24 protein-coding genes and 1 other annotated feature are annotated in these 23764 nt (G+C 54.5%); of the genes, 7 read left to right on the top strand and 17 right to left on the bottom strand.

The window, feature by feature from the left end:
* The first annotated feature begins 21 nt into the window (after positions 1 to 21).
* Both M987_RS09055 and M987_RS09050 read left to right on the top strand, forming a co-directional pair.
* A complete protein-coding gene (locus M987_RS09055; protein WP_041161995.1) occupies positions 22 to 936 on the top strand; it encodes an extracellular solute-binding protein in 915 nt (304 codons plus the stop codon).
* A 41-nt stretch (positions 937 to 977) separates the two neighbouring features.
* Complete coding sequence (locus tag M987_RS09050; RefSeq protein ID WP_014068834.1) at positions 978 to 1709, top strand: molybdate ABC transporter permease subunit; 732 nt, start codon at positions 978 to 980, stop codon at positions 1707 to 1709.
* On the opposite strand, the gene M987_RS09045 is transcribed toward M987_RS09050, so the two are convergent.
* From M987_RS09045 to tal, 3 genes are all read right to left on the bottom strand, one after another.
* Complete coding sequence (locus M987_RS09045; RefSeq protein ID WP_014068833.1) at positions 1706 to 2995, bottom strand: MFS transporter; 1290 nt, start codon at positions 2993 to 2995, stop codon at positions 1706 to 1708. The two genes, M987_RS09050 and M987_RS09045, sit on opposite strands and share 4 nt — an antisense overlap.
* 122 nt (positions 2996 to 3117) lie before the next feature.
* Complete coding sequence (mog, locus tag M987_RS09040) at positions 3118 to 3705, bottom strand: molybdopterin adenylyltransferase (protein WP_014068832.1); 588 nt, start codon at positions 3703 to 3705, stop codon at positions 3118 to 3120.
* A gap of 110 nt (positions 3706 to 3815) precedes the next feature.
* Positions 3816 to 4769, bottom strand: a complete 954-nt coding sequence (gene tal / locus M987_RS09035; protein ID WP_014068831.1) for a transaldolase — start codon at positions 4767 to 4769, stop codon at positions 3816 to 3818.
* Between the two features lie 263 nt (positions 4770 to 5032).
* On the opposite strand from tal, the gene M987_RS09030 reads away from it, so the two are divergent.
* Entirely contained in the window at positions 5033 to 6463 is a 1431-nt protein-coding gene (locus tag M987_RS09030; RefSeq protein WP_014068830.1) for an alanine/glycine:cation symporter family protein, read from the top strand.
* Positions 6464 to 6529: 66 nt separating this feature from the next.
* Entirely contained in the window at positions 6530 to 7303 is a 774-nt protein-coding gene (yaaA, locus tag M987_RS09025; protein WP_014068829.1) for a peroxide stress protein YaaA, read from the top strand.
* Positions 7304 to 7337: 34 nt separating this feature from the next.
* On the opposite strand, the gene M987_RS09020 is transcribed toward yaaA, so the two are convergent.
* The 7 genes from M987_RS09020 to yjjY form a co-directional block, all read right to left on the bottom strand.
* Positions 7338 to 7652, bottom strand: coding sequence for a DUF2502 domain-containing protein (locus tag M987_RS09020; RefSeq protein WP_014068828.1), 315 nt, complete (start codon positions 7650 to 7652; stop codon positions 7338 to 7340).
* A 230-nt stretch (positions 7653 to 7882) separates the two neighbouring features.
* The gene (gene thrC / locus M987_RS09015; RefSeq protein WP_014068827.1) at positions 7883 to 9169 is read right to left on the bottom strand and encodes a threonine synthase; all 1287 of its coding nucleotides are present in this window, start codon (positions 9167 to 9169) and stop codon (positions 7883 to 7885) included.
* Positions 9170 to 9172: 3 nt separating this feature from the next.
* A complete protein-coding gene (gene thrB / locus M987_RS09010) occupies positions 9173 to 10102 on the bottom strand; it encodes a homoserine kinase (RefSeq protein WP_014068826.1) in 930 nt (309 codons plus the stop codon).
* A gap of 1 nt (position 10103) precedes the next feature.
* Entirely contained in the window at positions 10104 to 12566 is a 2463-nt protein-coding gene (gene thrA / locus M987_RS09005) for a bifunctional aspartate kinase/homoserine dehydrogenase I (protein ID WP_014068825.1), read from the bottom strand.
* A gap of 24 nt (positions 12567 to 12590) precedes the next feature.
* Positions 12591 to 12708 (bottom strand) — a sequence feature (Thr leader region).
* A complete protein-coding gene (gene thrL / locus M987_RS23875; protein WP_015572623.1) occupies positions 12647 to 12715 on the bottom strand; it encodes a thr operon leader peptide in 69 nt (22 codons plus the stop codon). (Overlaps the previous feature by 62 nt.)
* Positions 12716 to 12926: 211 nt before the next feature.
* Positions 12927 to 13613 carry a tRNA/rRNA methyltransferase gene (locus tag M987_RS09000; protein WP_014068824.1) on the bottom strand — a complete coding sequence of 229 codons (687 nt, stop codon included), beginning with the start codon at positions 13611 to 13613 and terminating at the stop codon, positions 12927 to 12929.
* 399 nt (positions 13614 to 14012) lie between these two features.
* Positions 14013 to 14153 carry a YjjY family protein gene (gene yjjY / locus M987_RS24625; protein ID WP_001541509.1) on the bottom strand — a complete coding sequence of 47 codons (141 nt, stop codon included), beginning with the start codon at positions 14151 to 14153 and terminating at the stop codon, positions 14013 to 14015.
* 95 nt (positions 14154 to 14248) lie between these two features.
* Here yjjY and arcA point away from each other — a divergent pair, with 95 nt between their 5' ends.
* Positions 14249 to 14965, top strand: a complete 717-nt coding sequence (arcA, locus tag M987_RS08995) for a two-component system response regulator ArcA (RefSeq protein WP_003856501.1) — start codon at positions 14249 to 14251, stop codon at positions 14963 to 14965.
* Positions 14966 to 15012: 47 nt separating this feature from the next.
* On the opposite strand, the gene creD is transcribed toward arcA, so the two are convergent.
* From creD to creA, 4 genes are read right to left on the bottom strand one after another with little or no spacing between them, the layout of a single operon-like run.
* Positions 15013 to 16365: a cell envelope integrity protein CreD gene (creD, locus tag M987_RS08990; protein WP_014068823.1), complete on the bottom strand. Its 1353-nt coding sequence runs from the start codon at positions 16363 to 16365 to the stop codon at positions 15013 to 15015.
* 56 nt (positions 16366 to 16421) lie between these two features.
* Positions 16422 to 17846, bottom strand: a complete 1425-nt coding sequence (gene creC / locus M987_RS08985) for a two-component system sensor histidine kinase CreC (protein ID WP_014068822.1) — start codon at positions 17844 to 17846, stop codon at positions 16422 to 16424.
* Positions 17846 to 18535, bottom strand: coding sequence for a two-component system response regulator CreB (gene creB, locus M987_RS08980; RefSeq protein WP_014068821.1), 690 nt, complete (start codon positions 18533 to 18535; stop codon positions 17846 to 17848). The genes creC and creB overlap by 1 nt, the downstream gene beginning before the upstream one ends.
* Positions 18536 to 18549: 14 nt before the next feature.
* Positions 18550 to 19020 carry a protein CreA gene (creA, locus tag M987_RS08975; protein WP_014068820.1) on the bottom strand — a complete coding sequence of 157 codons (471 nt, stop codon included), beginning with the start codon at positions 19018 to 19020 and terminating at the stop codon, positions 18550 to 18552.
* A 211-nt stretch (positions 19021 to 19231) separates the two neighbouring features.
* Here creA and robA point away from each other — a divergent pair, with 211 nt between their 5' ends.
* Positions 19232 to 20101 (top strand): MDR efflux pump AcrAB transcriptional activator RobA, encoded by an 870-nt coding sequence (gene robA / locus M987_RS08970; RefSeq protein ID WP_014068819.1) that lies wholly within the window; start codon positions 19232 to 19234, stop codon positions 20099 to 20101.
* Here the strand turns inward: robA and gpmB are convergent.
* Positions 20098 to 20745, bottom strand: coding sequence for a 2,3-diphosphoglycerate-dependent phosphoglycerate mutase GpmB (gene gpmB / locus M987_RS08965; RefSeq protein ID WP_014068818.1), 648 nt, complete (start codon positions 20743 to 20745; stop codon positions 20098 to 20100). The two genes, robA and gpmB, sit on opposite strands and share 4 nt — an antisense overlap.
* A gap of 49 nt (positions 20746 to 20794) precedes the next feature.
* Here gpmB and yjjX point away from each other — a divergent pair, with 49 nt between their 5' ends.
* Positions 20795 to 21310 (top strand): inosine/xanthosine triphosphatase, encoded by a 516-nt coding sequence (gene yjjX / locus M987_RS08960; protein WP_014068817.1) that lies wholly within the window; start codon positions 20795 to 20797, stop codon positions 21308 to 21310.
* 27 nt (positions 21311 to 21337) lie between these two features.
* Here yjjX and trpR read toward each other — a convergent pair whose 3' ends face one another.
* Positions 21338 to 21667, bottom strand: a complete 330-nt coding sequence (trpR, locus tag M987_RS08955; protein WP_014068816.1) for a trp operon repressor — start codon at positions 21665 to 21667, stop codon at positions 21338 to 21340.
* A 55-nt stretch (positions 21668 to 21722) separates the two neighbouring features.
* Complete coding sequence (sltY, locus tag M987_RS08950; RefSeq protein WP_014068815.1) at positions 21723 to 23660, bottom strand: murein transglycosylase; 1938 nt, start codon at positions 23658 to 23660, stop codon at positions 21723 to 21725.
* Positions 23661 to 23764 lie beyond the last annotated feature (104 nt).

The raw sequence follows: 23764 nt of genomic DNA, 5'->3' as shown, positions 1-23764 counted from the left end.
AATTTTATGGCTAATGGAAAAATGAAGTACACCCTGGCAGCGGTTGCGCTGCTGCAAATGTCGTCCGTGGCGCTGGCGAAAGACATCCGCGTGACCTACGCCGGTTCAATGGGCAAGGTTATGGATCAGGGCTTAGGCCCGGCCTTCGCCAAAGCAGACAACGGTGAATACCAGGGTCAGGGCCAGGGCGCGTACGGGATGGCACGCCTGCTGGCAAGCCACAAAATCGAGGCCGACGTGTTCGTCTCTATCACCCCTGGGCCCATGCAGATCCTCAAAGACGCCGGGCTGATTGACGATGCCGTACCGGTTGCCAGCACCAGCATGGTGGTGGCCTACAGTCCGAAGGGCAAACACGCGGCTCAGTTTGAACAAGCCAGCCAGAAAAAAGATGGCTCCTGGCTGAATCTGCTGGCGCAAAAAGATGTCTCTTTTGGTCGCACCGATCCGTATGTTGATCCGAAAGGCCAGAATATTGTCTTCACCCTGATGCTGGCCGAGAAGTACTACAACATGCCAGGCATCGCCGATAAGGTACTGGGCTCACTGCAAAACCCGGAGCAAACTCATCAGGAAGGCGGTCTGTTAGCGCGCCTTGAAAGCGGCCAGGTGGATGCGGCGGCAGGCTATGAAAGTGAAGTCCGCTCTGCACATCTGCCGTATGTCGCCCTGCCGGACGAAATTAACCTGAGCAACCCGGCCATGGCGAAGCAATGGTATGACACCGTCAGCTTCACTATTAAGGACAGTAAAGGCCAGGATCAGGTACTCCATACTCAGCCAATGGTGTTCTACGCGGCGGTACTGAAAAATGCGCCAAACGGGGTGGAACAAGGGCAGAAGTTCGTCACCTTTATGCAGAGCGCAGAAGGTCAGAAAGTCTTCAAAACGTTCGGTTACGCTGCACCGAAAGGAGATAGTGTATACGCCCGCTAAGACGTCCGGGCTGGGTTGCGGGCTGGCTTTCGCTGCCCGCAATGCTGCTGCTCTGCATTCCCTTCATTACGCTTGTGAGCGTCACGCCGTGGCGGCACTTGCAACTGGCCTGGCGGGACGACAATGCCATTGCCGTGTCGATGGGGCTTGGCATTCTGGCGCTGGCGATAATCATCATTATTGGCATTCCGGTGGCATGGTGGCTTTCGCAGGCCACCGGGCGCAGGCGGATCATTGGCGAACTGCTGGTGATGATCCCGCTGCTCACTCCGCCGCTGGCGATGGGGATTTTGCTGGTATCGGCGTTCGGGCCCTACGGGGTGTTTGGTCGGTGGCTGTCGCTGCTTGGCACCACGCTGGTAAACAATCCCGCTGCCTTTGTGCTGGCGCAGGTTTACGGCGCATTGCCTTACTTTATCGTGGTGGCGCGCTCGGCCTTTGCAACGGTGCCTAAAAATATTCTCGAAGCGGGGCAAACGCTGGGGGCGTCGGGCTGGAATCGCTTTCGCTTTCTGACCCTGCCGCTGGCCCTGCCCGGCCTTGCATCAGCAACCACGCTTGCCTGGGTACGTGCCGTGGGCGAGTTTGGCATAGTGATGATTTTTGCGTACTTCCCACAGGGAATACCGGTGAAACTCTACACCAACCTGCAAAACGACGGTGTGGACGCCGTATATACCCTGCTGTGGATGCTGCTTATCGTGACGCTTCCCCTGCCGATGGTCTGCTTTGTGCTGGGCAAACGGGCGGCAAGGGAGCGAAAGCAGGTTTAACGGGCCAGCACTGGCGCTTCAACCGGTTTCTGACGCAGCCAGAAACCTAACACCAGCCCCATCACCGAGAGCGCCAGGACATACCAGGCAGGAGCCATCGGCGAGACGCCCATCAGCACCGTCACGGCAATGGGCGTCAACCCGCCGAAGATGGCATAAGAAACGTTATACGAGAATGAAATACCGGTGAAGCGCACTTCCGGCGGGAAGGCGCGCACCATCACATACGGCACAGCACCCACGACGCCAACGCATAAGCCCACCACGCCGTACAGCAAGAACAGCTGCTCAGGATGGCTTCCCGCAAGATGGTAGAACGCCCAGCTTGACGCGGCCAGAAGCAGGCTGCCAACGATAAAGGTCAGGCTGGCGCCAATCCGGTCAACGGCAAGTCCGGCGGCGAGACAGCCGAAGCAGAGCATAATGGTGGCGATACTGTTGGCCTGAAGCGTTACCGCAGGCGCAAAGCCGTACTGTTTTTGCAGCCAGACCGGAGACATCAAAATCACCACCACAATGCCCGCCGACAGCAGCCAGGTCAGCAGCATCGAGACCACAACCGCTTTCTTATGACGCACCACCACCGCTTTTACCGGTAGCTCCTGAGCCAGCGCTTTACGCTGCTGCATTTCAAGGAAGATAGGTGTTTCCTGCAACCAGCGGCGCAGATACATTGCCACCAGACCAAAGGCCCCGCCCAGCAGGAACGGAATTCGCCAGCCCCAGTCGTGAACAGCCTGCTGCGTCATGCTGGTGTTGATAATCGTCGCGACAACCGAACCCAGCAGTATCCCTACGGTCAACCCTGCGGTTAACGTCCCGCAGGCAATACCGATACGACGCGCCGGGACATGTTCTGCCACAAACACCCATGCGCCAGGCACTTCACCGCCAATTGCGGCGCCCTGAAGAATTCGCATCAGCAACAGCAGCAAAGGAGCAACAAGGCCCATCGAGGCATAGGTTGGCAGCAGGCCGATGGCAAGCGTCGGTACGGCCATCAGCAGAATGCTGAGCGTAAACATCTTCTTACGCCCAACCAGATCGCCAAAGTGGGCCATCACAATGCCGCCCAGCGGACGCGCAAGATACCCGGCCGCAAAAATGCCAAAGGTTTGCACCTGGCGCAGCCACTCAGGGATATCAGCCGGGAAGAACAGCTCCCCCACCACGGCGGCGAAGAAGACAAAGATGATGAAATCATAAAACTCCAGCGCCCCGCCAAGAGCAGCAAGGGTGAGCGTTTTATAATCCTGTCGGTTCAGAGGTCGGGTGTTATGTGACATAGCGCGCCATGTGTTCAGAGTAGTGGAATTATATTTACGGCGATCGTAAAGAAAAAATTACTATACCGTAAATCTATCTGCACGCTATCCTGGCTGTAGCTAATGTCACATATTTGTTAATTTCAGGAGATTGTTTCGCGACGTGCGCTTTTAGGGCGAAATGCTGCTACAACTTTGGCATCCGTTTCTACATAAGGGCCATCCAGCAGCTGTATACAATACGGTACACTTGCGAAGATCCCATGTACGACCACGCTGCCATCTTCTGCTTTTACCCCTTCCAGCGTCTCTTTGATCGACTTCGGCTGGCCCGGCAGGTTCAGGATCAACGCCTGTTTGCGGATCACGCCCACCTGGCGGGAGAGGATAGCCGTTGGCACAAAGTGCAGGCTTATCTGGCGCATCTGTTCACCGAAGCCCGGCATTTCACGGTCGGCAATCGCCAGAGTGGCGTCCGGGGTAACGTCGCGGCGCGCAGGGCCAGTACCGCCCGTGGTCAGCACCAGGTGGCAGCTCATTTCATCCACCAGCTCGCACAGCGTCTGCTCAATGATCGGCTGTTCGTCAGGGATTAAACGGGTCTGGATTTCAAACGGGGTGGTCAGCGCACTGCCCAGCCACTCTTCCAGAGCGGGGATGCCTTTGTCCTGATAAACACCGCTGGAGGCGCGGTCAGAAATCGACACTAAGCCGATGCGTAAGGTATTCATATCCATTCCATTCAAAAAGTACTGATTAAAGGGAATGATACACGCAGAGGGGAGATTCAGACAGGGTACAAAAGAAGTAGCGTGACCGGGAGCCCGGCCACGCGCAATGATTACAGCAGGTCGCCGATCATTTTTTCCAGTTTACCCTGGTCAACAGCAAACTTACGGATACCGTCCGCCAGTTTGTCTACAGCCATTGGGTCCTGGTTGTGCTGCCACAGGAACTCGGATTCAGTGATGCGCTCTGGGCGTGCTTTCACTTCACCGGTGTAGGACAGTTTACGCTCCAGCGCGCCTTCGCTTTCTGCCAGCTCTTTCAGCAGTGCAGGTGCGATAGTCAGGCGGTCACAGCCAGCCAGCTCGATGATTTCACCGACGTTACGGAAGCTTGCGCCCATAACCACAGTCTCGTAGCCGTGCTGTTTGTAGTATTCGTAGATTTCAGTCACAGAAACCACGCCAGGATCTTCAGCAGGTGCGTACTCTTTCTTATCGGTGTTGGCTTTGTACCAGTCCAGAATACGGCCCACGAACGGAGAAATCAGGTATACGCCTGCTTCCGCACATGCACGCGCCTGCGCGAAGGAGAACAGCAGCGTCAGGTTACAGTTGATGCCGTCTTTTTCCAGCTGCTCAGCAGCGCGGATGCCCTGCCAGGTAGAAGCCAGTTTGATCAGGATACGGTCGTTGCTGATGCCAGCATCGTTGTACATTTTGATCAGGCGTTTTGCTTTCGCGATTGACGCTTCGGTGTCGTAAGACAGACGTGCATCAACTTCAGTAGAGATGCGACCCGGAACCAGTTTCAGGATTTCCAGACCGATGTTTACAGCCAGTTTGTCAGTTGCATCCACAACCTGCTGCGCGCGATCGTTGCTCTGGCCTTTCGCCCAGGTCACAGCGTCGTCGATCAGTTTGCGATACTCAGGGATCTGCGCGGCGTTAAGGATCAGAGAAGGGTTAGTTGTGGCATCCTGCGGCTGGTACAACTTCATTGCCGCGATATCTCCGGTGTCAGCTACTACAGTGGTGAACTGACGAAGGGAGGTTAATTTATCCGTCATGATAGTGTTTCTCTTTTAACGTGCCCTGGATAATTCACACTACCGACAGCTTGCCAGCAGCGGAAAAATGACAGGTTTACTTGTTAGGGGGATGTAACCGGTCTGCCTCTGATGATAACACGGTGGAATGGTAGCGCAACCGCAGACAGTGCGCTTAGCCATAGTATGATAAACTCGGAATATTAACAGCGTGCTAAGTAACAGCATGGTCAATCAGTGGTAGCGCTTACATATTCACATTGGCATCAACAAGAGGGACGTTAGTGCCTGATTTTCTCTCATTTATCAACGAAATCCTCTGGGGTTCGATAATGATATATCTGCTGCTGGGAGCAGGTATATGGTTTACGCTGCGCAGCGGTTTTATCCAGTTTCGCTATATTCGCAAGTTTGGCAAAAGTCTGAAAAACAGTATCACCCCGCAACCGGGAGGATTAACGTCGTTCCAGGCGCTGTGTACCAGCCTTGCGGCTCGGGTTGGCAGTGGCAACCTGGCGGGCGTGGCGCTGGCGATTAGCGCCGGCGGCCCCGGCGCGGTGTTCTGGATGTGGGTCACAGCGATTATCGGCATGGCGACCTCTTTTGCCGAATGCTCCCTCGCCCAGCTCTACAAAGAGAAGGACAAAAGCGGCCAGTTTCGCGGTGGCCCGGCGTGGTATATGGCGCGGGGACTGGGAATGCGCTGGATGGGCGTGCTGTTTTCTGTCTTTTTGCTCATCGCCTACGGACTGATTTTCAACACCGTGCAGGCCAACTCCGTGGCCCATGCGCTGCGTTACGCCTTCCAGTGCCCGGAGTGGCTAACCGGCGCGACGCTGGCGATTTTCATTTTGCTGACCATCGTCACCGGCCTGAAGGGTGTTGCACGTCTGATGCAATGGCTGGTGCCGATAATGGCGCTGCTATGGGTCGCGGCGAGCCTGTTGGTGATGGCCACACACCTCAGCATGGTGCCGAAAGTGATTACGACCATTTTCCAGAGTGCCTTCGGCTGGCGGGAAGCGGCCTCTGGCGCACTGGGTTATACCATTAGCCAGGCACTGACGGCAGGCTTTCAGCGGGGAATGTTCTCGAACGAAGCCGGTATGGGGTCAACGCCAAATGCCGCCGCCACCGCTGCGTCCTGGCCCCCTCACCCCGCTGCGCAAGGCATCGTGCAGATGATTGGCGTGTTCACGGATACCATTATGATTTGCTCTGCCAGCGCCATGATTGTGCTGCTGGCAGGCCCAATGCCGCACACACCCGGGACGGCGGGCATTCAGCTGGTTCAGCAGGCGCTGGTGAATCTTTCTGGCAGTTGGGGGGCAGGTTTTGTCTCGGTTATTGTTATCCTGTTTGCCTTCAGCTCGATAGTCGTCAATTACCTCTATGCCGAGAACAACCTCATTTTCCTCAGGCGTGACTCGCGCGGTACTCTGTGGCTGCTACGTATCGGGGTCGTGCTGATGGTGATGGCGGGCTCTTTACTCAGCCTGCCGCTGGTCTGGCAGCTGGCCGATGTCATTATGGCGCTGATGGCGATCACTAACCTGACGGCTATTTTGCTGCTCTCTCCGGTGGTTACGCTTATCGCCCGCGATTACCTTCGCCAGCGCAAGCTTGGCGTTCAGCCGGTGTTTGATGCCTCGCGCTACCCCGAAATTGAAGCGCAAATCGCCCCGGGCAGCTGGGATGATTTGCCCCGGCGATAACAGCTATCGATCAATTCAGGGCGATTTTTTGCTAAAGTCGCTCTAAATTTCCTGCAAGGACTGGATATGCTGATTCTGATTTCACCTGCAAAAACGCTCGATTACCAGAGCCCTCTTGCCACTGAGCGTTATACCCAGCCTGAACTGCTGGACTATTCGCAACAGCTGATTCATGAGGCGCGTAAGCTCTCTGCGCCACAAATTGCCACGCTGATGAGCATCAGCGACAAACTCGCCGATCTGAACGCCACGCGTTTTCACGAATGGCACCCGGATTTCACCCCGACCAATGCGCGCCAGGCGCTTCTGGCCTTCAAAGGAGATGTTTATACCGGTTTACAGGCGGAAGAGTTTAGCGAAGCCGATTTCGATTTTGCCCAGCAGCACCTGCGTATGCTCTCTGGCCTATATGGCGTGCTGCGCCCGCTGGATCTGATGCAGCCATATCGCCTGGAGATGGGTATCCGCCTGGAAAATGCCAAAGGTAAAGACCTGTACCATTTCTGGGGCGATATCATTACCGACAAACTGAATGCGGCGTTACACGCGCAGGGCGATAACATCGTGATCAACCTGGCCTCCGATGAGTACTACAAATCGGTGAAGCCGAAAAAGCTGGATGCCCAAATTATCAAGCCTGTCTTCCTGGATGAGAAAAACGGCAAGTTTAAAGTGATCAGCTTCTACGCCAAGAAAGCGCGCGGGTTGATGAGCCGCTTTATTATTCAAAACCGTCTGACAAAGCCCGAACAACTCACCGGGTTTAACAGCGAAGGGTATTTCTTTGACGAAGAAGCGTCAGGGAAAGGCGAGATGGTGTTTAAACGTCACGAGCAGTAAAGCAAAACCCCCGCCAGATGGCGGGGGTTTTTAATTAGTGGTGCTTCCACTCTGGCCCTGGGCCACGGTCGTCGTGGCGGTCATCATGACGATCATCGTGACGGTCGCGGTGATCATCATGATCGCGATGCTCATCATGCGGGCGCCAGTGGTTATCACGCCAGTCATAGTGCGCCTTCCACCAGTCATGGTCGCGCCAGCGGCCACCATCCCAGTAGTGTCCGTTGTTATCCTGGTCGCCAATTTGCAGTTTTACCGCAGGCACGAGTGTGATTTCAGCTGCCTGTACCGCCATGGGAGCGACCAGCATCAGTGAAAGCGCGATGAGTGCAGGTTTCAGTTTAGACATAGGTGACTCCTTATTATTCTTGCCCAACGTGGGCCGATGTAAGGAGATTACGTGAGGGGAACCGGGGTTGTTATTCTCTGCAATCCTAATCTCTGAGCGACCGCATTTAGTGGGAATTCCTGCATTTTTACTGCTTATTTTCTCCTTAATTTCTCCATAAAAAAGCCGGGTGGCGGCTTCGCCTTACCCGGCCTACGATTGGGGTTGCTGTAACCGCCACCCGACAAAAATTACGCGCGGGTCATCATCAACTTACGCAGCGCGGCAAAGTCCGCTGGCAGCTCGTGAGACAGCAGCGGCAGGTCGGCGCGATCCGCCAGCTCTTTTGGCAGCGGCAGGGTTTCACCCAGAATCTCTTCCACGCTCTCTTTGAACTTCGCCGGATGCGCAGTCCCCAGGAACAGACCATATTCGCCCGGGTTCAGCTGGTCGCGTAGCGCGCGGTAAGCGATAGCGGCGTGCGGCTCAGAGGTATACCCCACCGCTTTCAGCTCACGCATGGTGGCTTTGGTGGTTTCATCCGTCACCGCGGCATAGCCGAGATCGCCCAAACGCCACACTTTACGGCGGAACAGCTCTTCCACACGCGGCCAGTTGTTTGGCTGGCTGACGTCCATGGCGTTAGACAGCGTCGCCTGGGTCGCGTTTGGTGCCCATTTGCCGTCTTTCAGGAAGCGCGGCACGGTGTCGTTCGCGTTGGTTGCTGCGATAAAGCGCTTCACCGGCAGGCCCAGAGATTTCGCCAGCAGACCAGCCGTCAGGTCGCCAAAGTTACCGCTTGGGACAGAGATCACCAGCTGGTTACGGGCTTCCTGCGGCAGTTGCGCGACGGCTTCGAAGTAGTAGCAAATCTGCGCCAGCAGGCGGCTGATGTTGATGGAGTTCGCCGAGTTCAGACCCAGAGCGACTTTCAGCTCTTCATCATCGAAAGCTTGTTTAACCAGCGCCTGACAAGCATCAAAATCGCCGTCAATCGCTACCGTTTCGATGTTACCGCCAAGGGTACAGAACAGTTTTTCCTGAAGCGGGCTGATTTTACCTTTCGGATACAAGATAACGACGCGGACATTTTTCAGGCCATAGAACGCATGGGCCACAGCGGCGCCTGTATCACCAGAGGTCGCGGTCAGAATGGTCACCGGTTTGTCGCCACTGATGTGCGTCAGCATCTGCGCCATAAAGCGGCCGCCGAAGTCTTTAAAGGCCAGGGTCGGGCCGTGGAACAGCTCAAGGCAGCCCACATCAGGCTCTACGTGGTTAACCGGCGCCGGGAAGGCGAACGCCGCACGCACACGCTCTTCCAGCAGCTCTTGCGGGATTTCGTCGCCGATAAACGCAGACAGGATTTTGGCGCTGCGGGTGACAAAGTCTTGCTTCAGCAGTTCATCGATATCGGTCAGCGGAAATTCCGGCAGGTCGTGGGGGAAAAACAGCCCCTGGTTTTTGCCCAGGCCCTGCGTTACCGCCTGTGCGAAGCTGACCTGCTCGTTATGATCTTTAAGGTTGTAGAGTTTCATTATTTATCCCAGTACTCGTGCGCCAGCCGTGTCCAGACGGCAAATATGAACAAAGCCTTCCTGATTTTGCAGGTAGTGTTTAGAGAGCCAGTCCGCCACGCGCTGCGCGGTGTCCGGGTTATCGCATAATGCGAACAGCGTCGGGCCAGAGCCGGAGATACCGCACGCCTGCGCGCCGATATCCAGCGATGCCTGGCGCGCTTCGTTAAAGCCAGGCAGCAGTTTGGTGCGATACGGTTCGGCGATTACATCTTTCATCAATTTTGCCGCAAGCTGCGGCTGACGGGTGTAACAGGCATGAATAAAGCCTGCCAGATGACGCCCGTGAGCGATACAGTCCTGACGACGGTACTGCGCAGGCAGGATTGCGCGCGCTTCTGCGGTCGATACTTTAATACCTGGATAAGCCAGCACCCACAGCCATTCATCAAACCCTGGCACCTGCTGGCTGATGATGCCATTTTCTTCAATCATCAGCTGCATTCCACCAAGGAAACACGGCGCGACGTTGTCATAGTGGATGCTGCCGGAGATACGCCCTTCCAGCTCGCCCATTAACCCCAGCAGACGATTATTGTTCAGCGGTTTGCCGCAATGTTCATTCATGGCCACCAGGGCAGCCACCACCGAGCACGCGCTTGAGCCAAGCCCGGAGCCAATCGGCATACTTTTTTCCAGCGTCATGGCGACCGGCACGTTTTTACCGATCTCCTGACAGAATCTTTCCCAGCACTGATAAACGATGTTTTCGCGCGGGTCGGCCGGAAGCTTGTTGGCAAAACGGCCCACGTTATTCAGGCTAAAACTGTCAGCCGTCTCAACCGTCACCGTATCGCCCAGCAGCGAGCCATCAACCGGCGTTACCGCCGCACCCAGCACATCAAATCCGACGCTCATATTGGCGCTGGAAGCCGGGGCATAAACTTTCACCATGTTAAACTCCTAACTTCCATGACAGGGTACGAAGCAGGTCGGCAAATACGCCCGCAGCTGTAACATCGTTCCCCGCGCCATAACCGCGAAGCACCAACGGTAATGGCTGATAATAGTGGCTGTAAAACGCCAGGGCGTTCTCGCCGTTTTTGACTTTGAATAGCGGATCGTTGCCATCCACTTCAGCAATCTTCACGCGGCAAACGCCGTCATCTTCAATGTTGCCAACATAGCGCAATACCTTACCTTCATCACGGGCTTTCGCAACACGCGCAGCAAATGCGTCATCAAGCTGCGGCAGACGGGCCATAAAGGTGCTGACATCGCCGCTGTCATCAAATTCTGCCGGCAACACAGGTTCAATCACGATATCTGAAAGTTCCAACTCGCGTCCGGTTTCACGCACCAGGATCAGCAGCTTACGCGCCACGTCCATTCCGGAAAGGTCATCGCGCGGATCCGGCTCGGTGTAGCCCAGCTCACGCGCCGCACGCGTCGCTTCCGACAGGCTCATGCCTTCATCCAGCTTACCGAAGATAAACGACAACGAGCCAGAAAGAATGCCAGAGAAACGTTGCAGTTCATCACCGGCGTTCAGCAGGTTTTGCAGGTTCTCGATAACCGGCAGCCCTGCGCCCACGTTGGTATCGTAGAGGAACTTACGGCGTGACTTGCTCGCCGCCAGACGCAGCTGATGGTAATAATTCATCGACGAGGTGTTGGCCTTTTTGTTCGGCGTGACCACGTGGAATCCTTCACGCAGGAAGTCAGCGTATTGATCCGCTACGGCCTGATTCGAGGTACAGTCAACAATCACCGGGTTTAGCAGGTGATACTCTTTCACCAGGCGGATCAGACGCCCCAGGTTGAAAGGCTCTTTCGCATCACTCAGCTCGCCCTGCCAGTTTTCCAGATTCAGGCCGTGGACGTTGGTCAACAGGGCTTTCGAGTTCGCGATACCGCAAACGCGCAAATCAATATGTTTCTTCTTTAGCCATGCCTGCTGACGCTTTACCTGCTCCAGCAGCGCGCCGCCAACACCGCCCACGCCAATCAGGAACAGCTCAATCACCTGATCGGTGTTGAACAGCATCTGGTGGACAACGCGAACGCCGGTGGTGGCATCATCATTATCAACCACCACGGAGATGGAGCGCTCGGACGAGCCCTGAGCAATCGCCACGATGTTGATATTGGCGCGCGCCAGCGCTGCAAAGAATTTGGCGGAAATGCCGCGCAGGGTACGCATCCCGTCACCCACCACGGAGATAATGGCCAGACGCTCCTGAATGGACAGCGGCTCCAGCAACTCTTCTTTCAGCTCCAGATAAAATTCATCTTCCAGCGCACGACGAGCGCGCAGGCAGTCGCCCTGAGGCACACAGAAGCTGATGCTGTACTCGGAAGAGGATTGGGTAATCAACACAACGGAAATACCATTGCGCGACATTGCAGCGAACACACGAGCCGCCATGCCAACCATGCCTTTCATGCCCGGGCCGGATACGCTGAACATCGCCATGTTGTTAAGATTAGAAATGCCTTTCACCGGCAGGCCGTCTTCGTCAGTGCTCGCACCAATCAGCGTACCTGGCGCTTGCGGGTTACCGGTATTTTTAATCAGGCAAGGGATCTGGAACTGGGCAATCGGAGAGATGGTACGCGGGTGAAGCACTTTGGCGCCGAAGTAGGACAGCTCCATGGCTTCCTGATACGACATCGATTTAAGCAATCTGGCATCAGGAACCTGGCGCGGGTCGCAGGTATAAACGCCGTCGACGTCAGTCCAGATTTCGCAACAGTCGGCGCGTAAACAGGCCGCCAGCACGGCAGCAGAGTAATCAGAGCCGTTACGCCCCAGCACCACCAGCTCGCCCTTCTCGTTCCCGGCGGTAAAACCGGCCATCAGGATCATGTGGTCAGACGGAATTTTGCTTGCGGCAATACGGCGGGTAGATTCGGCAATATCAACAGTAGATTCGAGGTAATGACCTACTGCCAGCAGTTTTTCGACCGGGTCGATAACCGTGACGTTATGACCGCGCGCTTCCAGCAGACCCGCCATGATGGCGATAGAGAGCTTCTCGCCGCGGCAGATCAATGCCGCATTGATGCCATCCGGGCACTGGCCCAGCAGGCTGATGCCGTGCAGAACATGTTTGATCTGGGCAAATTCATGTTCGACGAAGGCTTTCAGCTGCGCGAGCGGGAAGCCAGGCTGCGCATCGGCCAGCCCCTGAAGCAGCTCGGCGAAGATCCGCTCTGCGTCACTCATGTTCGGGAGTGCATCCTGGCCACCGATGGTTTTTTCAATCATCGCCACCAGGTGATTCGTGATTTTCGCCGGGGCAGAGAGCACGGTTGCAACCTGCCCCTGCCTGGCGTTGCTTTCCAGGATATCGGCAACACGCAGAAAACGTTCTGCATTTGCCACTGATGTACCGCCGAACTTCAACACTCGCATGGGATTACCTCGTTTCCTATAGCCGAAAAAAAAGCCCGCACTGTTTAGGTGCGGGCTTTTTTTTGTTTTTCCTGTACGCGTCAGCCCGCATCGTTACCTGTGGTAATGATGATGGTTGTGGTAATGGTGGTAATGCTGATGCGTTTCATGGATGTTGTGTACTCTGTAATTATTATCTGTCTGTGCTGTATTCTTTTAGGGTTAAAGGATCGGGCCCCTTAAGTCAATGAATTTTTAATTTGATCACAATTCGGGACACTCTCATCTCCCGCTGCTTGCAGATTTATTTTCATCCGATTCTCCCGAATGCAACCCTTACAGACAGACACATTCGCCATAGTAAAAACTTATGACAGCATTTTACTCGGATAATTTTTTTTCAATATCATGAAGCAAACGATGCAACATTGCTGTGTCTCGCTGCTCAAGACGCCCCAGACGCTGATGCAACCAGTCAGCCATTTTTTGATCGTCGGCCACGTCCAGTGCCGTTAACAAATTCTGCAAACGGGCGCGTAACGCCACCAGCTGATTTTCATCGGTGCCCGTTATCTGAGCCGGAGTGGTTTGCATTAAGGATGCTAATTGATAGCAGTAGACCATTACCGCCTGCCCTAAATTCAGCGACGGATAATCAGCAACCATCGGCACCCCGGTCAGGACATCGGCCAGCTCCAGTTCTTCGTTGGTTAATCCCGAATCTTCGCGGCCAAACACCAGCGCCGCTTTTGTCAGCCATTCGCTTTTTTCAGCCAGCAATGGCACCAGTTCGGCTGGTGTCGCGTAGTAATGAAACTTCGCCCGGCTGCGCGCGGTGGTCGCAACGGTGAAGGAAATGTCGTGCAGCGCATCCGCCAGCGTGTCGTAAGTCGTTATATTATCGATAATATCGCCTGATCCATGTGCGACCCAACGGGTTGCGGGTTCCAGGTGTGCCGTACTGTCCACAATACGCAAATCGGTAAAACCCATGGTTTTCATGGCACGCGCCGCAGCGCCTATATTTTCTGCTCTTGCTGGGGCTACCAGCACAATCGACAGATGCATTTATGCTCTCTTTTTAATCAGTTAGCGGGTAATAATGTGATGCACTTCAACATATTACGCAGCACGAATTTACAAATTTGCAACACAAATCACCGAAATAGCGTTTCTTAACAAATTAAAATCGCTAAACTATTTTGTGACTGAACAATCAGTTAGAATGTTAACAGAACCCTCTTATCCTTATGTTTTGTAATGATAATGGCCGTGTGAATACCCTTTAATGATTGGATTCGTGTTGTTTATCAATCAATGTCCGCAACTAGTTGGTTTATTGAAAAATTGTGACAAAGGCTAGCATTCAGATACGATGATTTCATCAAACTGTTAACGTGCTACAATTGAACTTGATATATGTCAACGAAGCGTAGTTTTATTGGGTGTCCGGTGTCACTTAGCCTGTTATGTTGCTGTTAAAATGGTTAGGATGACAGCCGTTTTTGACACTGTCGGGTCCAAAGGGAAAGTACCCACGACCAAGCTAATGATGTTGTTGACGTTGATGGAAAGTGCATCAAGAACGCAATTACGTACTTTAGTCACGTTAGGCCGGTCATGTTAATTTGCGACATGCATCAGGCAGGTCAGGGACTTTTGTACTTCCTGTTTCGATTTAGTTGGCAATTTAGGTAGCAAACATGCAGACCCCGCACATTCTTATCGTTGAAGACGAGTTGGTAACACGCAACACGTTAAAGAGCATTTTCGAAGCAGAAGGCTACGATGTCTTTGAAGCGACCGATGGCGCAGAGATGCATCAGATCCTTTCTGAAAATGATATCAACCTGGTCATTATGGATATCAACCTGCCGGGCAAAAACGGCCTTCTTCTGGCGCGCGAACTGCGTGAACAGGCGAACGTTGCGTTAATGTTCCTGACAGGCCGTGACAACGAAGTTGATAAAATTCTTGGCCTGGAAATCGGTGCGGATGACTATATCACCAAACCGTTTAATCCTCGCGAGTTAACCATTCGTGCACGCAACCTGCTGTCCCGCACCATGAACCTGGGTACGGTCAGCGAAGAGCGTCGTAGCGTAGACAGCTACAAATTTAATGGCTGGGAACTCGATATCAACAGCCGTTCCCTGATCAGCCCGAACGGTGAGCAGTACAAGCTGCCGCGCAGTGAATTCCGCGCCATGCTGCACTTCTGCGAAAACCCAGGCAAGATCCAGTCCCGTGCTGAGCTGCTGAAGAAAATGACCGGTCGCGAGCTGAAGCCTCATGACCGTACCGTCGATGTGACTATCCGTCGTATTCGTAAACACTTCGAATCAACGCCAGATACACCAGAAATCATCGCCACCATCCATGGTGAAGGCTATCGTTTCTGCGGTGACTTACAGGAGTGATCCTGTACATAACGCATTAAAAAACGGCGCTTAACGCGCCGTTTTTTTTATTTCCAGATCCGCATTGCTTCATCATCCGGCTCTGCGGGCGGCTTCGGATGCTTAGGTTGAGAGAGCGAGTACCAGTCGAAGTGGCGCGTCAGGTACATTACCGCGAACAGGGCGAGCGCCAGAACCGCAGACCCCAGCAGCAGCGCGCTGTCTTCTGAACGCAGCAGGAACCACATCACCATATCCAGCCCCAGCAACGCCAGGACAAATACCCCGCTTCTCTGCCAGCTTTTCAGTACCGCCTGCAAATACATCCCATTCATCGCCGCCCCCACCAGGCTTGCAATAATCCATGCGGGGCCAAAGCCGACATGCTCAGACAAGGCAAGCAGCACCAGATAGAACAGGACCAGTGAGAGCCCCACCAGCAGGTACTGCATCGGATGTAGACGCAGGCCGGTTAAGGTTTCGAAGACAAAGAAGGCCATAAACGTCAGCACAATCAGCAAAATAGCGTACTTCACAGCACGGTCGGTCAATTGGTATTGATCCGCAGGCGTAGCAACCGTGACGCTGAAGGCCGGAATGCCGCGCCATTCTGGTGACGGTTGTTCGCTAAACCAGTTCTCCATATTGTTTGCAAACCAGCTGCTCTGCCAGTTCGCCTGGAAACCCGTTTCGCTGATCGTGTGCTTAACCGGCAGGTAATCACCCATAAATCCCGGATGCGGCCAGTTGCTGGTGAGCGTCAATTCACTGTTACGACCTACCGGCACCACGGCAAAACTGCCGGTCCCTGCCAGATTCAGCGACATCTCCAGCGTAAAGGCTTTCGCTTCCAGCGCTTTATCCGTCAGCGGGATATGGATACCGGAAAGCGCCCCGTAAGCCCCCGAACCCGGCTCAACGCTCAGTGTCTCACCGTTAATTTTTGACACGTTCACCGTACCAATTCCGCGAGAATCCCCAACACCGACCATGATAAATGGCTGTCCGAGGGTCATAGTTTCCCCTTTCAGCTGCGCCATTTTTTCTGTTGAGAATTGCGCTTTGATTTTCAGATCCGTATTCCAGATCTGGCCGTCATAAATGCCGATGTTACGGGACTCAACATGCTGATTGCCATCAACAAGCAGTGACTCCGGCAAAATGAAATGCAGATAACTTTTCTTGTATTCAACCTGTTTCTCATCTTCTAGCTTGTAAAAAATCTCCGTTACCGGAATGGCAATCAGCGGGCCAACCAGTTTTTGTGGTCCGCTGGTGCTTTGGCGAAGGGTATTTTCAACGTCATTGCGGTAGCTCTCGCGCTCCGAAATCAGGTTACTGACCATAAACAGCGGAACTAACAGCAGCAGGATGCACCCCAGCAGGGTGCTTACTTTCCAGAACAGGGGGGATTTCATCATTACGTCTCCTTTGTGATGAAGAGAGCGTAACGAGGCTATGTGGGGCCAGTTTGAAGTTATGTGAAGTGAGGGTGAAGTGTCAGCGTCGCAATAGCGCCTCCCTCTTCCCGGTTGTGCAACGTTATCTCGCCCTGATGCAGACGAGCCACCTCCTGAACAAATGCCAGCCCCAGCCCGCTACTTTTCAGCCCGTTATCACGCGGCAGTGAATAGAAGCGTTCAAAAACGCGCGCCAGCGCATAGTCCGGGATCCCGTTTCCGCTATCGGTCACAATAAGCTGCACCTGCTTTTGTGCTTCGCGTGCAATCAGGCTAATGACGCCACCCGGCGGTGTAAAATCGATAGCGTTATCCAGTAAATTGCCCAGCGCCTGTTCGAGCAGGTCCGGCTCGCCCGCGACACTGAGGGAAGTGTTGTCACAGATAAGCGTAATATTTTTCGCCGCCAGCAGTGCTGCGCGCGTGTCAGCCAGGCGCGTAAACAGCGTATCAACACTGACACTCACCGGCACAATCTCCACCCGGTTTTCAAGCCTCGCCTGCGTGAGCAGCTTTTCCACCAGCGACTGCATACGCGCGTTTTGCACCAGGATATTGTCAATAAACCGCGCGGCCACCTGCGGCGGAGGTTGCTCCGTGAGAATTTCGGCCGCCCCACGAATGGCGGCAATCGGGCTTTTCAGTTCGTGAGTGAGCGCATGGACATAGTGTTCAATGTAGTTTTTACCCTCCAGACGAATGCGCATATTTTCCAGCGCCTGCGCCAGCTTGCGCAGTTCACTGCTGCCCGGATTGGGTAACGGCAGCGGCGCATCGGTGGTCACCGAGTCAGCATAGCGTGACAAGGTACCGATCGAACGGTTTATCCACCCTGCCACCACCAGGCCAATCAGCAATGCAATGCCGAGCAGCGCGCCACCTGCCCACAGTATCCGCCGTTCACTACGGTGGATCACGGGAGCCATTGCCATATTCGGTTTCCCGACCGAGAGCACGCCGATAATCTTGCCCTGATCCCTGACCGGCGCGGCAACGTACATCACCGTACTCTCCGGGTCGTCAGGGTTGCTCAGGGTACTGCGCGCACCGTATTCACCACGCAGCGTCAGCCAGACGTCGTTCCAGCGGGAGTAATCTTTCCCTACGGCCAGACCGGCGGAATCAAACACCACCCTGCCCTGCGCGTCGGTCATGTAGACATGATATTCGTTGCGGACTTTGTGAATGCCGCCAATGTTGGCGCGAAATGGCTGCTGATGAAGCTGTGAAAACGCCTGCGCCAGTTTGCCCTGCTGTGCATTACCCGAGAGCAAATCATCCCGCCCGACTTCGGCCAGCAACGTCGCGGTATCGATCAACGTGCCTTCCGTTGCCCTGCGCACGCCGGGCTTCACTTCCTGGACGAAGATCGACAACACGAACCACGCGGCGATGGCGACAATCAGGAAATACCCAAGCAGCAGCCGCATTCCAATGCGCATTAATAAAGCCCCAGACTGTAGCCCATTCCGCGATGGGTGCTGATGGGCGAAAGCGTGTCATTCACCGCTCGCAGCTTGGCACGCAGGGTTTTGATATGGGTATCTACAGTACGATCAAAACTGTCGCCGTCGTCACCCCAGACTTTATCCATAAGCTGTTGGCGCGAAAACACGCGCCCTGGTGCCTGCAACAGCGTTTTGAGCAGCAGGAACTCGTAGCGGGTCAGCAGCAGAGGTTCTCCGCACCAGCTGATTCGGGCCGCAGGCTCGTTCAGCTCGAACTGCCCGATTCGGACGATTTCAGAGGGTGCGGCGGATTTTTGCATCCGTCGCAGGATTGTCCTTACCCGGGCGCACACTTCACGCGGCGAGAAAGGTTTGGCAACGTAGTCATCCGCGCCCATTTCCAGGCCGAGCAGTTTGTCCACTTCATCACTGCGTGCCGTCAGAAACAGCACCGGCAACGACGGATGCAGCGCCAGTAGCTGGCGACACAGTTCAAAGCCGCTGATATCCGGCAGGCCGACGTCCAGAATAGCCAGTGCAGGAACCTGCCGCCGCGCCTCTTCCAGCACCGGCAAACCGCGATCAAACGCCTTCACCGCGAATCCTTCCTGCTGGAGCATGTAGATAAGCGTATCGGCGATGCTGATTTCGTCTTCAACCAGCCAGACAACAGGTTGCTGCATGATTCGTCCCTGAATTAATGCCACGGCATAATCGGCACTGCGCTCAGCGCATTTTTCGGCGACCCTTCCACCACTTTGTCGGAGTACGCCAGGTACGCCAGGGTGTTGCGTTTGGCATCATAAAAACGCACGACTTGCAGCTTTTTGAACACCAGAGACGTGCGTTTCTGGAACACCACATCTCCCTGCGCTTTACCGTTTTTGATTTTATCACTCAGCTCTACCGGGCCGACCTGCTGGCACGAGATAGCCGCATCAGAAGTATCTTCAGCCAGGCCCAGACCGCCTTTAATACCGCCCGTTTTCGCCCGGCTGATGTAGCAGGTGACGTTTTTCACATCGGGATCATCAAAGGCTTCCACCACGATTTTGTGGTCAGGGCCGAACATTTTGAACACCGTATCGACAGAACCAATCTGTTCTGCCTGGGCCACACGGCCAACCATCAGCAAGGCGGCGGTTAAGATCAATGTCTTGTATTTCATATTGTTACCATTCTTTAAAATTACGCTGAGCGATTATTCAACAGGATAGATAAAAATGTAGCAAGATCACAGGATTAGAATATATTCGCCCATAATGTGCGGCAAAAAGCATTAATGAGCAAAAAAAACACTGAATGCTAAAACATCAAAAAATGCTATTATCCGCTAACCTGTTATCAGGCACCTGCTGTTTTAAGGATGAGGATAGTATATGGATCAGGCTGGAATTATTCGCGATCTGCTTACCTGGCTGGAAGGTCATCTGGACCAGCCTTTGTCACTGGATAATGTGGCGGCAAAAGCAGGCTATTCCAAGTGGCATCTGCAAAGGATGTTCAAAGATGTCACCGGTCATGCTATCGGTGCTTATATTCGCGCACGTCGTCTGTCAAAGTCTGCTGTCGCGTTGCGTCTGACCGCGCGGCCGATTCTGGATATTGCCCTGCAATACCGCTTTGATTCACAGCAAACCTTCACCCGCGCCTTTAAAAAACAGTTCTCGTTGACGCCTGCGCTCTATCGCCGCTCGCCTGACTGGAGCTCTTTTGGTATGCGTCCGCCGCTGCGTCTGGGCGAGTTCGCCATGCCTAAATATGAAATTATTACGCTGCCAGAAACCCATCTGATTGGGACAACGCAAAGCTACTCCTGTTCTCTGGAGCAGATTTCCGAATTCCGTCACCAGATGCGCGTACAGTTCTGGCGCGATTTCCTGAGCCATGCACCCGCCATTCCTCCGCTGCTGTATGGTCTGAACGAAACGCATCCTAGCCTTGAAAAAGATGACGAGCAGGAAGTGTTCTACACCACGGCGTTAACGCCGGAAATGGCCAATGGATATATCCAGGGTTCTAAACCTGTCGTGCTGGAAGGTGGTGAGTACGTCATGTTCACGTATGAAGGCCTGGGAACGGGCGTTCAGGAGTTTATCCTGACCGTTTACGGCACCTGTATGCCGATGCTGAATCTGAATCGTCGTAAAGGTCAGGATATTGAGCGTTACTACCCGGCAAGCGATGTAAAACCGGAAGAACGCCCAATCAATCTGCGGATGGAATTCTTAATCCCTATCAGGCACTAACGCTGTAATTCATCCAGCGCAGGGGCATCAAGATGCGAAATGTCCCCTGCCATCTCCACAATCCAGCCAGACGCCAGCCACTGACTTTCCTGATAGTCGATACGGGAAATTGAGCAGTTACGCAGGCGCAAACGGCGCTCTGCATAAGCAGGCAAGCCCAGAATCGTACTCACCAGGCAGCCCAGCGCGATACCGTGGCTCACCAGCAACGGGCGGCTTCCGGCCGGGAGCTTCAGGCACTCCGCCAGCGCGGCATGAATGCGCACGCTCAGCTCCTGCATCGATTCACCTTCAGGAATTCGACCGTCTTCGGTACCGTTAACGAGCGTGCGACGCCAGCCTTCCTCTTGTTCAGTCAGAGAATCAATATGGCGTTTTTCCAGCACGCCCATATCCAGCTCGCGCAGGCGCGGCTCCAGGGTAACATCACAGCCGCAGGCATCAGCGATGATACGCGCGGTCTGTTGTGTGCGACCTAAGTCGCTGGCGATAACGTGAGTAATGCCCAGCGTTTTGGCGCGTTCCGCCACCTGCCACGCTTGTTGCACACCCTTTTCGGTAAGAGGACTGTCTGACTGGCCTTGAATACGTCGCTCGGCGTTCCACTGCGTTTCACCGTGGCGAACAAGGTATACCTGTAACATGCTTTTTTTCCGTTATACTGCGATGAGTTTTTTTGAATCGAGCTTAATTATGCACCATGTTGTCTCTGCTACCACTAATCCTGCCAAAATTCAGGCAATTCTAAGGGCATTTGAAGAGATCTTCGGCGAAGGATCCTGCCATATTGACGCCGTATCCGTCGAGAGCGGTGTCCCTGAACAACCGTTTGGAAGCGAGGAAACGCGCGCTGGCGCACGAAATCGCGTTGCCAATGTAAAGGCTGCTTGCCCTGAGGCCGACTTTTGGGTCGCGATTGAAGCGGGTATCGACGAAGGCGCGACATTCAGCTGGGTGGTTATCGAAAACCGGGAACTGAGTGGCGAAGCGCGCTCAGCCACACTGCCATTGCCAGCCATTATTCTGGAAAAAGTGCGTGCGGGTGAAGCGCTCGGGCCGGTGATGTCTCAGTACACCGGCATCGATGAGATTGGTCGTAAGGAAGGGGCAATTGGCGTATTCACCGCTGGCGCATTGACGCGTTCAAGCGTGTACCATCAGGCGGTGATCCTGGCATTAAGCCCGTTCCATAACGCGATTTATCGTTGAATATGTTGGCCGGATAAGGCGAAGCCGTCATCCGGCGTTTTTCAGCAATATCGCTTCAAGCCAGTGGCGCAGTTCAACTGGCGCAGACTTCAGGCTGTTTGATCCACGGGTGATCGTCGCGATACCTGCGCCCAGCTCGTTTTTCAGCTCGCGCTGGCTCATTTCGCCCCGCAGTAACTCTTCGATAATGCGCACGCGCGTGCCCAGAGCTTCACGCTCGTCGGGCGTCAGCATCAGCTGTAATAGCGGTAAATGCAGATCTTCTGCATAAGACTGACGGAGCAACTCCACAAAACGAAGCCACTCCTGGTTGCGTTGTTCGGCCATCGCCGATGAATAAGGGGAATGCTGGGTCATGTTATGCCGCCTGTTGTACTCATTAGCGAGTACAGCATAACACAACCCATGCCGATCAGTAACGTCTCTGCCACTCGGCGTCGCTCATCAGGGTATCTTTCTGCCCCATGAAGTAGCGATAGTAAGCATCATAAGCCAGAACGTTCTTCACATATCCGCGGGTCTCAGAGAACGGAATACTCTCGACAAACGCCACGGCATCAATACGTCCAGCGCTGTTACCAAGCCAGGTCCGTACACGCCCAGGCCCGGCGTTATACGCCGCCGAAGAGAAGATGCGGTTGTTACCAAACTGCTGATAAACATACTGCAAATAGCTGGTACCGATGTTGATGTTGGTATCCGGGTCAAGCAGTTGGACAGGATTGCTGTAACCTGGAATATTGAACATCTTCACGGTGTGCGTGGCCGTGCCCGGCATTATCTGCATCAGCCCGCTGGCCCCAACCGGGGAGCGCACTTTCGGGTTCCAGGCGCTCTCCTGTCGGGCAATCGCCATGGCATAGCTTTGCGGGATATCTTTGCCGCTGGTATAGCGATCGAACAGATCTTTATACGCCAGCGGGAAACGCTCCTCGAGATGATCCCACAACTTACCGGCGATCGTCGCCTGCACGCTCAGATCCCACCAGTGATTATCAAAGGCATAGCGGGCCAGCTGCGCTTTTTCGTCCGTCGTGCGGCTGGTGACCAAATTCGCCCACTCACTGCGCGCGGTGTTATCCATATTCCAGTACATCAGCTCACGTACGCGTGCCATTTCTGGCCCCTGAATCAGCTGTGCATTGGGGTTGCCTGGCGCTTTGTCGATGCGGAAAGTGTACTCTTCGCCCAGCCGCTGCGCCGCAGCCATCGGGTAGAAGCCGCGCTGCTGCATCAGAGAGTGGAGGATCTCTTTTGCTTCATCATCACGCCCGCGCTCCAGCAGCAGGTCGGCCTGCCAGTAGCGCCATTCATCTTTCTCTTTCGCATCCATTGGCAGACGCGCCAGCCAGGTATTTAGCCCACGACGATCGCCACTGCCCAGCGCCATCCGCACACGGCGCTCCACCAGCGAGGTTGAGTTCGAACGCATTACCGCGTCATCACGCCAGCGCGCCTGATCGTCAGTGACATCCGTCCCCATCAATCGCCACGCCACGATATCGCGCAACGCCTGGGTTTGCTCTTCATTAAGCTGCTGCGCCTGCACCAGCTGTGGGATCATCAGTCGCGCGTTTTCCACATCATCACGCGCTACGCTGGTAAAGGCCTCTGCCGCCATCTCGCGGGTAAAATCGGTGGCACCGGTAGTACGGGCAAATGTCATGACCGAATTAGGATCGTTCGCAAGACCGATAACTGCGGTTGAGATGGTCTGGTAGTCCGGCGGCATTTGCCCGGCAAGCGTCGTGACCAGACGCGTGTTACCGGCCTTCATCGCCAGACGAATACGCTCAAGATAAGCCAGTGGATCTTGTTTACCGGATGCGCGCCAGGCGCCAAAGAGGGAATCACAGGCATTAGGCTGGTTTTTTCCGGTCAGCCACAGATCTTTTGCCCCTGCCCAGGCTTCATCCTGCTGCCCGGTGGCCCATTTTGCGTAGTAGAAGTTACACTGCGCTTCTGTGGTAGTCGGTTTTTCCGGGCTGAACGCTAACAGCCCGCGCCAGTCTTCACGGCGCGCCAGTTCGTTCACAAAACGAGACTGCAAGGTGCGCGCCGGGGGTAATGTTGGGTTGGCCTGAATAAAGTTATTCACGGTAACCGTCGGTTGATTCATGAGATCGTCCGTAATCTGGCGATACTCCAGATACGGGTACAGCGGATAATCTTTGAGTGTTGGCATCAGGGCCTGCACGGTATCCATCTGCTTGTTGTCCCACGCCTGCTTGATTTGCGCGTAGCGGTTACGTTGTTCATCCAGTGAATCGGCATGTACCGCCTGGCTTACCGCCATCACGCATACGCTGGCAGCCAGCAGACGCCAGACCACCTGTTTGGCTTTTTCCACAAGCTCTTCCTCATTGTTTTTTCATCAATTGCAGCGTCTTGCCACGTCAAAGTCTAATCAACTTATGCTAACCAGGCATCCGGCAACGCGCCACGTCATGGACA

The organism is Enterobacter soli ATCC BAA-2102 (genome assembly GCF_001654845.1).
GTDB classification, from domain to species: domain Bacteria; phylum Pseudomonadota; class Gammaproteobacteria; order Enterobacterales; family Enterobacteriaceae; genus Enterobacter; species Enterobacter soli.
Note: the sequence above shows the minus strand (reverse complement) of the source record. Positions and strands in the feature narration are given on the sequence as shown.

What these genes read in the sequence shown, in the direction of transcription:
- M987_RS09055 (WP_041161995.1), top strand. Translation starts at nt 22, where the DNA reads ATGAAGTACACCCTGGCAGCGGTTGCGCTGCTGCAAATGTCGTCCGTG.
- M987_RS09050 (WP_014068834.1), top strand. Translation starts at nt 978, where the DNA reads ATGCTGCTGCTCTGCATTCCCTTCATTACGCTTGTGAGCGTCACGCCG.
- M987_RS09045 (WP_014068833.1), bottom strand. Translation starts at nt 2,995, where the DNA reads ATGTCACATAACACCCGACCTCTGAACCGACAGGATTATAAAACGCTC.
- mog (WP_014068832.1), bottom strand. Translation starts at nt 3,705, where the DNA reads ATGAATACCTTACGCATCGGCTTAGTGTCGATTTCTGACCGCGCCTCC.
- tal (WP_014068831.1), bottom strand. Translation starts at nt 4,769, where the DNA reads ATGACGGATAAATTAACCTCCCTTCGTCAGTTCACCACTGTAGTAGCT.
- yaaA (WP_014068829.1), top strand. Translation starts at nt 6,530, where the DNA reads ATGCTGATTCTGATTTCACCTGCAAAAACGCTCGATTACCAGAGCCCT.
- M987_RS09020 (WP_014068828.1), bottom strand. Translation starts at nt 7,652, where the DNA reads ATGTCTAAACTGAAACCTGCACTCATCGCGCTTTCACTGATGCTGGTC.
- thrC (WP_014068827.1), bottom strand. Translation starts at nt 9,169, where the DNA reads ATGAAACTCTACAACCTTAAAGATCATAACGAGCAGGTCAGCTTCGCA.
- thrB (WP_014068826.1), bottom strand. Translation starts at nt 10,102, where the DNA reads ATGGTGAAAGTTTATGCCCCGGCTTCCAGCGCCAATATGAGCGTCGGA.
- thrA (WP_014068825.1), bottom strand. Translation starts at nt 12,566, where the DNA reads ATGCGAGTGTTGAAGTTCGGCGGTACATCAGTGGCAAATGCAGAACGT.
- M987_RS09000 (WP_014068824.1), bottom strand. Translation starts at nt 13,613, where the DNA reads ATGCATCTGTCGATTGTGCTGGTAGCCCCAGCAAGAGCAGAAAATATA.
- arcA (WP_003856501.1), top strand. Translation starts at nt 14,249, where the DNA reads ATGCAGACCCCGCACATTCTTATCGTTGAAGACGAGTTGGTAACACGC.
- creD (WP_014068823.1), bottom strand. Translation starts at nt 16,365, where the DNA reads ATGATGAAATCCCCCCTGTTCTGGAAAGTAAGCACCCTGCTGGGGTGC.
- creC (WP_014068822.1), bottom strand. Translation starts at nt 17,846, where the DNA reads ATGCGCATTGGAATGCGGCTGCTGCTTGGGTATTTCCTGATTGTCGCC.
- creB (WP_014068821.1), bottom strand. Translation starts at nt 18,535, where the DNA reads ATGCAGCAACCTGTTGTCTGGCTGGTTGAAGACGAAATCAGCATCGCC.
- creA (WP_014068820.1), bottom strand. Translation starts at nt 19,020, where the DNA reads ATGAAATACAAGACATTGATCTTAACCGCCGCCTTGCTGATGGTTGGC.
- robA (WP_014068819.1), top strand. Translation starts at nt 19,232, where the DNA reads ATGGATCAGGCTGGAATTATTCGCGATCTGCTTACCTGGCTGGAAGGT.
- gpmB (WP_014068818.1), bottom strand. Translation starts at nt 20,745, where the DNA reads ATGTTACAGGTATACCTTGTTCGCCACGGTGAAACGCAGTGGAACGCC.
- yjjX (WP_014068817.1), top strand. Translation starts at nt 20,795, where the DNA reads ATGCACCATGTTGTCTCTGCTACCACTAATCCTGCCAAAATTCAGGCA.
- trpR (WP_014068816.1), bottom strand. Translation starts at nt 21,667, where the DNA reads ATGACCCAGCATTCCCCTTATTCATCGGCGATGGCCGAACAACGCAAC.